General features: G+C 65.5%; 11 protein-coding genes. All 11 read left to right on the top strand.

Annotation, left to right across the window (positions count from 1 at the left end):
* Window positions 1–98 precede the first annotated feature (98 nt).
* The 11 genes from AB3X94_RS15610 to AB3X94_RS15560 all read left to right on the top strand — a co-directional run bounded on the left by AB3X94_RS15610 (window position 99) and on the right by AB3X94_RS15560 (window position 11,977).
* Window positions 99–788: an ABC transporter permease gene (locus AB3X94_RS15610; RefSeq protein ID WP_176110610.1), complete on the top strand. Its 690-nt coding sequence runs from the start codon at window positions 99–101 to the stop codon at window positions 786–788.
* Window positions 789–793: 5 nt separating this feature from the next.
* On the top strand, window positions 794–1,507 hold the full coding sequence (locus AB3X94_RS15605; protein ID WP_013089088.1) for an ABC transporter permease: 714 nt from the start codon (window positions 794–796) through the stop codon (window positions 1,505–1,507).
* An 88-nt stretch (window positions 1,508–1,595) separates the two neighbouring features.
* The gene (locus tag AB3X94_RS15600; RefSeq protein ID WP_176108961.1) at window positions 1,596–2,387 is read left to right on the top strand and encodes an ABC transporter ATP-binding protein; all 792 of its coding nucleotides are present in this window, start codon (window positions 1,596–1,598) and stop codon (window positions 2,385–2,387) included.
* A 27-nt stretch (window positions 2,388–2,414) separates the two neighbouring features.
* Window positions 2,415–3,458 (top strand): GlxA family transcriptional regulator, encoded by a 1,044-nt coding sequence (locus tag AB3X94_RS15595; protein ID WP_176108960.1) that lies wholly within the window; start codon window positions 2,415–2,417, stop codon window positions 3,456–3,458.
* A 306-nt stretch (window positions 3,459–3,764) separates the two neighbouring features.
* Window positions 3,765–5,000: an aspartate aminotransferase family protein gene (locus AB3X94_RS15590; protein ID WP_368612017.1), complete on the top strand. Its 1,236-nt coding sequence runs from the start codon at window positions 3,765–3,767 to the stop codon at window positions 4,998–5,000.
* Window positions 5,001–5,076: 76 nt separating this feature from the next.
* Window positions 5,077–6,129: an arginine/ornithine succinyltransferase subunit alpha gene (gene aruF, locus AB3X94_RS15585; protein WP_368612016.1), complete on the top strand. Its 1,053-nt coding sequence runs from the start codon at window positions 5,077–5,079 to the stop codon at window positions 6,127–6,129.
* Window positions 6,126–7,163, top strand: a complete 1,038-nt coding sequence (gene astA / locus AB3X94_RS15580; RefSeq protein WP_152852184.1) for an arginine N-succinyltransferase — start codon at window positions 6,126–6,128, stop codon at window positions 7,161–7,163. The genes aruF and astA overlap by 4 nt, the downstream gene beginning before the upstream one ends.
* Before the next feature lie 2 nt (window positions 7,164–7,165).
* Window positions 7,166–8,629: a succinylglutamate-semialdehyde dehydrogenase gene (gene astD, locus AB3X94_RS15575; RefSeq protein ID WP_368612015.1), complete on the top strand. Its 1,464-nt coding sequence runs from the start codon at window positions 7,166–7,168 to the stop codon at window positions 8,627–8,629.
* Between the two features lie 12 nt (window positions 8,630–8,641).
* Complete coding sequence (astB, locus tag AB3X94_RS15570) at window positions 8,642–9,982, top strand: N-succinylarginine dihydrolase (protein WP_176120124.1); 1,341 nt, start codon at window positions 8,642–8,644, stop codon at window positions 9,980–9,982.
* Entirely contained in the window at window positions 9,966–11,036 is a 1,071-nt protein-coding gene (astE, locus tag AB3X94_RS15565; RefSeq protein ID WP_176108955.1) for a succinylglutamate desuccinylase, read from the top strand. Before astB ends, astE begins: the two co-directional genes overlap by 17 nt.
* 146 nt (window positions 11,037–11,182) lie before the next feature.
* Entirely contained in the window at window positions 11,183–11,977 is a 795-nt protein-coding gene (locus AB3X94_RS15560) for an ABC transporter substrate-binding protein (RefSeq protein ID WP_368612014.1), read from the top strand.
* Window positions 11,978–12,126: the final 149 nt, after the last annotated feature.

Genomic DNA, 12,126 nt, shown 5'->3' with positions numbered 1-12,126 from the left:
ATTTCCGCTTGCGAGACTCCGCGCCATGCCGGAGCAGCGAGCCGCCCACGAAGCTGCCGCCATCCGCGCCAATTCAACGAACCTGGATGGAGACACGCGTGTTCCTATACGGCTTTGGTCCCGTGCTGCTCGCCGGCACGCTGCAGACGATCGAGCTGTCCGTCCTGTCGCTCGCGGCCGCTGTGTTGCTCGGCCTCGCGGGCGCGGCGGCGAAACTCTCGTTCAACCGGCCCCTGAGGGCCATCGCGACCGGCTACACGACGCTGATCCGCTCGGTGCCCGACCTCGTGCTGATGCTGCTGCTGTTCTACAGCATCCAGATGGCGGTCAACGATCTGACCGACGCGCTCGATCTGCCGCAGTTCGACATCGATCCATTCGTGGCCGGCGTGCTGACGCTCGGCTTCATCTACGGCGCGTACTTCACCGAAACCTTCCGCGGCGCCTTTCTCGCGGTGCCGCGCGGCCAACTCGAAGCGGGCAGCGCGTACGGGATGAGCGGCGTGCGCGTGTTCACCCGCATCCTGTTTCCGCAGATGATGCGCTTCGCGCTGCCCGGCATCGGCAACAACTGGCAGGTGCTCGTGAAGGCCACCGCGCTCGTGTCGATCATCGGTCTCGCCGACGTCGTCAAAGCCGCGCAGGACGCCGGCAAGAGCACCTTCAACATGTTCTTCTTCATCCTCGTCGCCGCGCTGATCTATCTGGCGATCACCACCGTCTCGAACGTCGCGCTGATCTGGCTGAACCGCCGCTATTCGATCGGCGTGCGACACGCGGAGCTCTGAACGTCATGATCGATATCCTCAATCAATTCTGGAAGGCGTATCTGTTCTGGGACGGGCAGCGCCTGTCGGGTCTCGCGGTCACGCTGTGGCTGCTGGTCGCGTCGATCGCGATCGGCTTCGTGTGCGCGGTGCCGCTCGCGGTCGCGCGCGTGTCGAAGAAGCGCTGGCTGTCGACGCCGGTACGTCTGTACACCTACGTATTTCGCGGCACGCCGCTCTACGTGCAGCTGCTGTTGATCTACACCGGCGTGTACAGCCTCGCGTTCGTGCGCTCGCACAGTCTGCTCGACGCGTTCTTTCGCAGCGGCTTTCACTGCGCGATCCTCGCGTTCGCGTTGAACACCTGCGCGTACACGACCGAGATTTTCGCGGGCGCGATCCGCTCGACCTCGCATGGCGAAGTCGAGGCGGCGCGCGCCTATGGCATGAGCTGGTTCACGATGTACCGGCGCATTGTGATACCGTCCGCGCTGCGTCGCGCGCTGCCGTTGTACAGTAACGAAGTGATCCTGATGCTGCACGCGACCACGGTCGCGTTCACGGCCACGGTGCCCGACATCCTGAAGGTCGCGCGCGATGTGAACTCGGCGACCTACCAGTCGTTCAACGCGTTCGGGCTCGCGGCGTTAATTTACCTCGTGGTGTCGTTTGCGCTGGTTGCGTTGTTCCGGCGCGCCGAGCGCCGCTGGCTCGCGCATCTCGCGGTGCGCACGCATTGAGCGCGCGTCGACATTGCAGCGGGCGCCGCGCGCTTGCGCACGGCGGCGTGCGCACCAGACCGATCCGTATCTTCACTGGGAGAGCATCTTGCTCCATACCACTCAAACTGAAGCTTGCAAGCTCGCCGTACAGGACATCCACAAGCGCTATGGCGACAACGAGGTGCTCAAGGGCGTGTCGCTGAACGCAAACAAGGGCGACGTGATCAGCATCATCGGCGCGAGCGGCTCGGGCAAGAGCACCTTTCTGCGTTGCATCAATTTTCTCGAGCGGCCGAACGCCGGGCAGATCGTCGTCGATGGCGAGGCGGTGAAGACGAAGACCGATCGCGCCGGCAATCTCGAAGTCGCCGACCACAAACAGTTGCAGCGCATCCGCACGAAGCTCGCGATGGTGTTCCAGCACTTCAATCTGTGGTCGCACATGAACGTGCTCGAGAACATCATCGAGGCACCGATTCATGTGCTCGGTCTGAAGCGCAAGGAAGCGGAAGATCGCGCGCGCGAATATCTGGAGAAGGTCGGTCTCGCGCCGCGTCTAGAGAAGCAGTATCCGTCGCATCTGTCGGGCGGCCAGCAGCAGCGGGTGGCGATTGCGCGGGCTCTCGCGATGCATCCCGACGTGATGCTGTTCGACGAACCGACTTCCGCGCTCGACCCCGAACTCGTCGGCGAAGTGCTGAAAGTGATGCAGAAGCTCGCCGAGGAAGGCCGCACGATGATCGTCGTCACGCACGAAATGGGCTTCGCGCGCAACGTGTCGAATCACGTGATGTTCCTGCACCAGGGCCGTACCGAGGAAGAGGGCAATCCGGCCGAGGTGCTGAGCGCGCCGCGCAGCGAGCGCCTGAAGCAGTTCCTGTCCGGCAGCCTGAAGTAACGCGCGGCCCGCTTTCACGGACACCCGATGGCCCGCACGTCCAGCCCGGCTCGCACGACCCAGGTCGCGATCGTCGCATTGCCGCCCGTGTCGATGTCGGGCGTCGGGCCGATCGTCGACGCGCTCAATCTCGCCAATGAAATCGACGGCCGCGCGCTGTATCGCGTGCAGGTCTGTTCGTGGGACGGCCGCGCGGTGCCGCTGTCGGGCGGCGCGCAATGGCCGGCCGATGCCGCGTTCGGCGACGCGATCGCGTGCGACTGGCTGATCATCGTCAGCGAGCGGTTTCAGCAGTTCGCCGACTACCGTCTGTTTCTCGCGAGCCTCGCGCGCGTCGGCCAGCGCACGCCGCTCGTCACCGGCATTCATCACGGCGTGTGGTGGCTCGCGATGGCGGGGCAGCTGTCCGGCTATCGCGTCAGCGTGAACTGGGAAACCTATCAGCAGTTCTCCGAACAGTTCGAACGCTCGATCGTCACGCAGCAGATCTTCGAAATCGACCGCGATCGCGCGACCTGCGCGGGCGGTCAGGCGACCGTCGACTTCATGCTCGCGATGATCGGCCGCGAGCACGGGCCCGAATTGGCGGAGCGGATCGCCGATACGCTCGGCGTCGGGACGTTGCGCGCCGGCGAGGAGCGTCAGCGCATTCCGTTCGTGACCGCGCCGGGCGAGCGTCATCCGCGCCTGAACGACGCGCTGCTGCTGATGGAAGCCAATATCGAGGACCCGCTGACCACCGATGAAATCGCCGGCCTCGTCGGCGTCTCGCGGCGGCAGCTCGAACGCCTGTTTCGCCAGTATCTCGGCTCGATGCCGTCCAAATACTATCTGGGGCTGCGGCTGTCGAAGGCGCGCATGCAATTGCAGCGCACCAGCAAATCGGTCGTGCAGATCAGCCTCGCCTGCGGGTTTTCGTCGGCGGCGCATTTTTCGAATGCTTATCGGGAGCGCTTCGGCGTCACGCCGCGCGAGGATCGCCGCAACTGGATCGAGCGGCAGACCGGCGCGCACGGCGGCGCGAGCGAGCCCCGGCCGGCCGCGCTGATCGAGCGGCCCGAGCTCGATTGATGCAAAGCGATGCGAGCAATCAGGCATGGCTCGTGCGTAAGCTGGAAGCCGTCTGAAAGCGAAGCCGGGGCACGTCCGGCGCGGGCTGCGCGGCCGCACCGCCCAAGCCCGACACGAGCGCGACACAAACCCGACACGAACCGCTCACAGAGTACGAACGAGACGCCTGCTCGAAAAGTACCCGCGGTACCCGCCGTGGCGCGACGACGCGCGGAACCTCATAGAAAGCGTCGCGTATGCGCAAGACGCGCCGCGCACGGTTTCCTACACTAGCTGTATTACCTGTCACCCGCAAAAGGATTAGCCATGAACGACCTGACTGTGACACGCCAGACCTTCGACGAAGTCATGGTGCCGGTGTTTGCCCCCGCCGCCTTCGTACCGGATCGCGGTCTCGGCTCGCGCGTGTGGGACACGCAAGGCCGCGACTATATCGACTTCGCCGGCGGCATCGCCGTCACCGCGCTCGGTCATGCGCATCCTGAGCTAATGAAGGTACTGCATGAGCAGGGCAGCAAGCTGTGGCACATTGGCAATGGCTACACGAACGAACCGGTGCTGCGTCTCGCGAAGCGCCTCGAAAGCCTCACCTTCGCCGACCGCGCGTTCTTCGCGAACTCGGGCGCCGAGGCGAACGAGGCCGCGCTGAAGCTCGCGCGCCGCGTCGCGTTCGACCGCTACGGCGAGCAGAAAGCCGAAATCATTTCGTTTACGCAGTCGTTCCACGGCCGCACGCTGTTCACCGTCAGCGTGGGCGGCCAGCCGAAGTATTCGGAAGGCTTCGGCCCGGTGCCGGCCGGCATCACGCATCTGCCGTACAACGACATCGAAGCGGCGAAAAAGGCGATCGGCGCGCAGACCTGCGCGGTGATCGTCGAGCCGATCCAGGGCGAGGGCGGCGTGATCCCGGCGGATCCGGCGTTCCTCAAAGCACTTCGCGAAGCGTGCGATCAGCACAACGCGGTGCTGATCTTCGACGAAGTGCAAACCGGCGTGGGCCGCAGCGGCTTCTTCTACGCGTACCAGGACACCGGCGTGACGCCCGACATCCTGACCACCGCTAAGGCGCTCGGCAACGGCTTCCCGATCGGCGCGATGCTGACCACCAAAGAGCTCGCCGCGCACTTCAAGGTCGGCGTGCACGGCACGACCTACGGCGGCAATCCGCTCGGCTCGGCGATCGCGGAAAAAGTGGTCGAACTCGTCAGCGACCCGAAGCTGCTAGAAGGCGTGCGCTCGCGCAGCGAAGTGCTGAAAGGCCATCTCGCGAAGTTGAACCAGCGGTTAGGGCTTTTCAGCGAAGTGCGCGGCAAGGGTCTGCTGATCGGCGCCGAACTGAACGACGCGTATCGGGGCCGCGCGAAGGACTTCGTCACCGCGGCCGGCCAGCACGGCGTGATCATGCTGATGGCTGGCCCGGACGTGCTGCGCTTCGTGCCGTCGCTGATCATGCCGTTCGACGATATGGCCGAAGGCTTCGCGCGTCTCGAGAAGGCGTTCGGCGAACTCGTCGGCGCGAATGCGCAGGCGGCGTCGCACTGATGTTCAGGCAGTCCAGTCCTGCTCGGCTGCCCACGCCGATGCGGCGATTCACGCGTCACATTCAACAGGAACGATGATGTACTTCGTACGTCCCGCCCGCCTTGCCGATCTCGATGCGCTCGAGCATATGGCGCGCACCGCGCAACCGGTGCTGCATTCCCTGCCGCACGACCGGCGCGCGCTCGAAGCGCGCGTCGCGTTGTCGGAAGACTCGTTTCGCGCGGAAGTCGACTTTCCGGGCGAGGAGTTCTATCTGTTCGTGCTCGAAGACTCGCAGACCGGCAAGCTGATGGGCACCGCGAGCATCGTCGCGGCGGCCGGTTACGCGGACCCGTTCTACGTGTTTCGCAACGACGCGCTGATTCATGCGTCGCGTGAGCTGCATGTGAATCGCAAGATTCACGCGCTGACGATGTCGCACGAGCTGACCGGCAAAAGCCGGCTCGCGGGCTACTACATCGACCCGTCGCTGCGCGGCGACGCGGCCGCGCAGCTGATGTCGCGCGCGCGGATGATGTACATCGCCGCGAATCGCAAGCGCTTCACGCCCGAGGTGTTCTCGCTGCTGCTCGGCGTCACCGACGAAAACGGCATGTCGCCGTTCTGGGAAGCGGTGGGCCGCAAGTTCTTCGGCCGCGATTTCGCCGACATCGAAGTCGAATCGGGCGGCCGCAGCCGCACGTTCATCGCCGAAGTGATGCCGACCTATCCCGTGTATGTGCCGCTGTTGCCCGAAGCGGCGCAGCGCGTGCTGGGCGAGCCGGATGCGAACGCGCTGCTCGCGTACGAGATTCATCTCGAGGAAGGCTTCGAGACCGATCGCTACGTCGACATCTTCGACGCGGGTCCGGTGCTGACCGCGCAGATGGATCGCAGCGTCAGCGTGAAGCACAATGAGACGCGCGTCGTGCGCGAGGCACCCGCGCCGCACGGTGCAACGTACCTGATCGCGCACAACGGCGCCTCCGGCGAGTTCCGTTGCGTGCTCGGCGAGCTCGCGCCGGGCAAGGAGTCGGGCGCCGTGTTGTCGCAGGCGGCGCTCGCCGCGCTCGGGGTACGGGAAGGCGATACGGTGCGCTGCGTGCCGCTGCATCAGCCGCAGGACGAACAATCGGGAGACGCGCAATGATCGTCGTTCGCGTAGTGCAACGAGGCGATGTGGATGCGCTGATGAGGCTCGCGCAGGAAACCGGGCCGGGCCTCACCACGTTCAAGCCGGATCGCGATGCGCTCGCGGCGCGGGTCGAACGCGCGCGCCGCACGATGGAAGATCAGGCCGAACCGCACGAGGCCGGCTATTTCTTCGTGATGGAAGACACGGCCACCGGCGACGTGGCGGGTGTCTGCGGGATCGAAGCGGAGGTGGGGCTGCAGCAGCCGTTCTACAATTATCGCGTGAGCACGGTCGTGCACGCGAGCCAGGATCTCGGCATCTGGACCCGCATGCACGCGCTGAATATCTCGCACGACCTCACCGGTTATGCGGAAGTGTGCTCGCTGTTCCTGAGCCCGCGTTATCGCACGAGCGGCGTCGGCGGCTTGCTGTCGCGCTCGCGCTTCATGTTTCTCGCGCAGTTTCGCGAGCGCTTTCCGCAGCGTCTGTGCGCGGAGCTGCGCGGCCATTTCGACGAGCAGGGCACGTCGCCGTTCTGGCGCGCGGTCGGCTCGCACTTTTACCAGATCGATTTCAACGCCGCCGACTATCTGAGCTCGCACGGCCGCAAGGCGTTTCTCGCCGAGCTGATGCCGCGCTATCCGGTGTACGTCGAGCTGTTGCCGGAAGAAGCACAGCGCTGCGTAGGCCTCACGCATAGCGACACGATCCCCGCGCGCCGGATGCTCGAAGCCGAAGGGCTGCGCTACGAGAACCACGTCGATATTTTCGATGCGGGTCCGGTGCTCGAATGCCATATCGCCGACTTGCGCACCGTGCGCGAGAGCGTGCTGGTAGCGGCTGAGATCGGCGACGCGGCAGAGCCGGCCGCGCAGGACGGACTGAAGTCGATGGTATCGAATACGTCCCTCGGCGATTTTCGTGTCGGCGTCGTGGCGGGCGTGGCGCGCAACGGTGTGTTCCGCCTCAGCGCGGCCGAAGCCGACGCGCTTCGGGTAAAGGCAGGCGATCCGCTGCGGGTGCTGCCGGTGAAACACAAACAAGGATGATCATGAGCGAGCTTTTCATCGCCGGCGAATGGGTCGCCGGCACAGGACCCGTATTCGCATCGCACAATCCCGGCACGGGCGCGGTGGTGTGGCAAGGCAATAGCGCATCGGCGGACGACGTCGATCGCGCGGTACGCAGCGCGCGCCGCGCATTCGCCGCATGGTCGGCGCTGACGTTCGACGCGCGTTGCGCGGTGGTGCGCCGCTTCGCCGCGCTCGTGACCGAGCGCAAGGAAGCGCTCGCCGAAGCGATCGGCCGCGAGACCGGCAAGCCGCTGTGGGAAGCGCGCACCGAAGCGGCGTCGATGGCCGCGAAGGTCGAGATCTCGATCCAGTCGTACAACGAGCGCACCGGCGAAAAGCGCACGGCGATGGCGGACGGCACCGCCGTGCTGCGGCATCGTCCGCATGGCGTGGTGGCGGTGTTCGGGCCGTACAACTTCCCGGGCCATCTGCCGAACGGGCATATCGTGCCCGCGCTGATCGCCGGTAACGCGGTCGTGTTCAAGCCGTCCGAACTGGCGCCCGGCGTCGCGGCGCTCACGGTGCAAATCTGGCGCGATGCGGGGCTGCCCGCCGGCGTGCTGAATCTGGTGCAGGGTGAGAAGGACACCGGCGTCGCGCTCGCGAATCACCGGCAGATCGATGGACTGTTCTTTACCGGTAGTTCGGATACGGGAACATTGCTGCACAAACAGTTCGGCGGCCGTCCAGAGATCGTGCTCGCGCTCGAAATGGGCGGCAACAACCCGCTCGTGATCGGCCCGGTCGCGGACCTCGACGCCGCCGTGCATCACACGATTCAATCGGCGTTTCTGTCGGCGGGGCAGCGCTGCACGTGCGCGCGCCGCATCTTCGTGCCCGACGATGCGTTCGGCGAGCGTTTCCTCGCGCGCCTGACGGAAGTCACCGCGCGCATCGGCGTCGGCGAATACAACGCCGAGCCGCAGCCGTTCATGGGCGCGGTGGTGTCGGCGCGCGCGGCCTCGCGTTTGATCAGCGCGCAGCAACGTCTGCTCGCGAGCGGCGCGAAGGCGCTCTTGAAGATGGAGCAGCGCGATCCGCAACTCGGCTTCGTGACGCCCGCGATTCTCGACGTGACCGACGTGAAGGACCTGCCCGACGAGGAGCACTTCGGCCCGCTCGCGCAGATCATCCGCTACCGCAACTTCGACGACGCGCTCGAACAGGCGAACGATACGGAGTTCGGTCTGTCCGCGGGCCTGCTCGCCGACGACGAAGCGCTGTGGACGCATTTCCAGCGCACGATTCGCGCGGGCATCGTCAACTGGAACCGGCCGACCAATGGCGCTTCGTCGGGCGCTCCGTTCGGCGGCCCGGGCCGCTCGGGCAACCATCGGCCGAGCGCGTACTATGCGGCCGATTACTGCGCGTACCCGATGGCTTCTGTCGAAAGCGCGCAACTGAACATGCCCGCGAGCGTCTCGCCGGGTCTTCAATTCTAAGGATCGACGATGCTGCAAGCCACTGAAGCCAATTTCGACGGCCTGGTCGGCCCGACTCACAACTACGCGGGCTTGTCGTTCGGCAACGTCGCGTCGCAGAGCAACGAGAAGTCGGTCGCGAATCCGAAGGCCGCCGCGCGCCAGGGTCTGCGCAAGATGAAGCAGTTGGCGGACCTCGGCTTTCATCAGGGCGTACTGCCGCCGCAAGAGCGTCCGTCGATGCGTCTGTTGCGCGAGCTCGGTTTTTCCGGCGACGACGCTTCGGTGATCGAGCGCGTCGCGAAGAACGCGCCCGAACTGCTCGCGGCGGCGAGTTCAGCATCCGCGATGTGGACCGCGAACGCGGCGACGGTGAGCCCGTCCGCGGATACGCACGACGGCCGCGTGCATTTCACGCCGGCCAATCTGTGCAGCAAGCTGCATCGCGCGATCGAGCATGAATCGACGCGGCGCACGCTGCGGGCGATGTTCAGCGACACCGACCGCTTCGTGGTGCACGAGGCGCTGCCCGGCACGCCCGCGCTCGGCGACGAGGGCGCGGCGAATCACACGCGCTTTTGCGAGCAATACCGGGCGCGCGGCGTCGAATTCTTCGTGTATGGCCGCAGCGAGTATCGTCGCGGGCCGGAGCCGAAGCGCTATCCGGCGCGTCAGACGTTCGAGGCGAGCCGCGCGGTCGCGCATCGTCATGGCTTGCAGGACGCGGCGACCGTCTATGCACAGCAGAACCCGGAAGTGATCGACGCCGGCGTGTTCCATAACGACGTGATCGCGGTCGGCAATCGCAACACGCTGTTCTGCCATCAGCTCGCGTTCGTCGATCAGCAAGCGGTGTACGACGAGTTGCGCTCGAAGCTAGCGAGCCTTCACGCGAGCTTCAACGTAATCGAAGTGCCCGACGCGCAGGTCAGCGTCGCCGATGCGGTGACCTCGTATCTGTTCAACAGCCAGCTGCTGACTCGGCCCGATGGCAAGCAGGTGCTGGTCGTGCCGCAGGAGTGCCGCGAAAATCCGCGCGTCGCCGCGTACCTGGATGAGCTGACTTCGCACAGCGGTCCGATCGACGAAGTGCTCGTGTTCGATCTGCGCGAGAGCATGAAGAACGGTGGCGGCCCCGCCTGTCTGCGCCTGCGCGTCGTACTCGACGACACCGAGCGCGCGGCGGTCGCGCCGGGCGTGTGGATAGACGACACGCTGTTCGGCCGACTCGATGCGTGGATCGAAAAGCACTATCGCGATCGGCTCGCGCCGGCCGATCTCAGCGATCCGCAACTGCTGGTCGAATCGCGCACCGCGCTCGATGAGCTGACGCAAATCCTCGCTCTGGGCTCGCTGTATGACTTCCAGCGCTGATTACGCGATGTCCGCCCCGAGCGCGATGCTCGACGATTTTCTCGCGTGGACGCTCGCGGGTTCGCGGCCTGCCGCGCATCAAGCGCAAGGCACGTGTGCGAACGGTGTGCGCTGGACGTGGCAGGGCGACGGCGTGCTCGTCATCGAGCCCGCGCAGCAGCATGCGGGCGTCCGCAGCGTGCTCGTCTCGGCCGGCGTGCATGGCGACGAGACCGCGCCGATCGAACTGCTGTCGCGCATCGTCGCCGATATCGCACACGGCCGCGCGGCGCTCGCGTGCCGGCTGCTCGTGATTCTCGGCAACATCGATGCGATGCGCGACGGCGGCCGCTATCGCGACGACGATCTGAACCGGCTGTTCAGCGGCCGTCATCTGCAACTGCCGCACAGTCACGAAGCGCCGCGCGCGGCCGCGCTCGAACAGGCCGCTACGCGCTTTTTCGCGGACGCGTCCGACGCGCCCGGCGCGCGCTGGCACATCGACATGCATACAGCGATCCGCGCGTCGGTATTCGAGCGCTTCGCGCTGTTGCCGCATACCGGCAAGCCCTTTTCGCGCGCGATGTTCGAATGGCTCGGCGACGCGCGCATCAGTGCGGTGCTGCTGCACACGACGAAGGGCAACACCTATTCGCACTTCACCGCGCAAGCGTGCGGCGCTGATGCGTGCACGCTCGAACTCGGCAAGGTGCGGCCGTTCGGCCAGAACGACCTGACGCGCTTCGAAGGCGCGGATCTCGCGGTGCGCGCGCTGCTCGCCGGCACGCGAATGAACGCACGAGGCGACGCGCAAGCTGCGCTGCCGCGCGTGTTCACCGTCGTCGATCAGCTGACCAAGCAAAGCGACGCATTCGAGTTGCTGCTCGCGCCCGACGTTCCGAACTTCACACCGCTCGCCAAGGGCACCCTGCTCGCGCGCGACGGCGACTATCAATACACGGTGCAGCGCGACGAAGAGCGCATCGTGTTTCCGAACCCGGCGGTCAAGCCCGGCCTGCGTGCCGGTCTGCTCGTCGTCGATACCACCGCCGAGACGCTGCCCAAGCTTGTCTAGACAGGTCCCGTGTACAATCGCGGGCTTCGCGGCTGACGCATCTACCGGTTACGCCGGCCGCGCGAGTCCGAAGCGCGGCCGGCGTAATCCGCCTGTGCGCGCCGAATCGGCTCCGTTTCAGTCAACACCGTAAAGGAACACCCGTAATGAAGAAGAATTGGCCCAACGTGGCCGCGCTCGCGCTGTTCGCGACGGCGGCCTTGACGGCAGGCAGCGCGTCGGCGGCTGAGATCAAGGAAGTGCGCTTCGGCGTCGAGGCTTCGTATGCGCCGTTCGAATCCAAGTCGCCCGCGGGCGAGCTGCAGGGCTTCGATATCGACGTCGGCAATGCCGTGTGTGCGAAGCTGAAGGCCAGATGCGTGTGGGTCGAGAATTCGTTCGACGGCCTGATCCCGGCGCTCGAAGCGCGCAAGTTCAGCGCGATCAACTCGGACATGACGATCACCGACCAGCGTCGCCAGGCGATCGACTTCACCGATCCGATCTACACGATCCCGAATCAGATGATCGCGAAGAAGGGCAGCGCTCTGCAGCCGACGCCCGCATCGCTGAAGGGCAAGCACGTCGGCGTGCTGCAGGGCACGATCCAGGAAACCTATGCGAAGGCGCGCTGGGCGCCGGCCGGTGTCGATGTCGTGCCGTATCAGACCCAGGACCAGATTTACGCCGACCTCGCGTCGGGTCGTCTCGACGCGTCGTTCCAGGACGCCGAAGCGGCATCGAAGGGTTTTCTGAAGAAACCGCAGGGCGCGGGCTTCGAGTTCGCCGGTCCGGCCGTGAGCGACGACAAGCTGCTCGGCGCGGGTGTCGGCTACGGTGTGCGCAAGAACGACAAGGCGCTCAAGGATGCGCTGAACGGCGCGTTGAAGGAGCTGAAGGCCGATGGCACGATCGACCGCCTCGCCGCCAAATACTTCGACGTGAAAGTCGTGCTGAAGTAACGCTGCATCGAATTGTGCAAAACGGCCGCTGATGCGGCCGTTTTGCTTTTTGCACGCGGGTCGCAAACGTTCAACAAATATTTCGAGATATTGCCCTGTAAGCCTGTTCGTGCCCAATGACGCTGCGATAAAATTGCGACGCACGTCGC

The organism is Paraburkholderia sp. BR10923, from assembly GCF_040948765.1.
GTDB lineage: Bacteria > Pseudomonadota > Gammaproteobacteria > Burkholderiales > Burkholderiaceae > Paraburkholderia > Paraburkholderia youngii.
This window is presented reverse-complemented; position numbering and strand designations above follow the sequence as displayed.

Excerpts from the sequence above, each read along its gene's own strand:
- AB3X94_RS15605 (WP_013089088.1), top strand. The coding sequence starts at position 794 with ATGATCGATATCCTCAATCAATTCTGGAAGGCGTATCTGTTCTGGGAC.
- AB3X94_RS15595 (WP_176108960.1), top strand. The coding sequence starts at position 2,415 with ATGGCCCGCACGTCCAGCCCGGCTCGCACGACCCAGGTCGCGATCGTC.
- AB3X94_RS15590 (WP_368612017.1), top strand. The coding sequence starts at position 3,765 with ATGAACGACCTGACTGTGACACGCCAGACCTTCGACGAAGTCATGGTG.
- aruF (WP_368612016.1), top strand. The coding sequence starts at position 5,077 with ATGTACTTCGTACGTCCCGCCCGCCTTGCCGATCTCGATGCGCTCGAG.
- astA (WP_152852184.1), top strand. The coding sequence starts at position 6,126 with ATGATCGTCGTTCGCGTAGTGCAACGAGGCGATGTGGATGCGCTGATG.
- astD (WP_368612015.1), top strand. The coding sequence starts at position 7,166 with ATGAGCGAGCTTTTCATCGCCGGCGAATGGGTCGCCGGCACAGGACCC.
- astE (WP_176108955.1), top strand. The coding sequence starts at position 9,966 with ATGACTTCCAGCGCTGATTACGCGATGTCCGCCCCGAGCGCGATGCTC.
- AB3X94_RS15560 (WP_368612014.1), top strand. The coding sequence starts at position 11,183 with ATGAAGAAGAATTGGCCCAACGTGGCCGCGCTCGCGCTGTTCGCGACG.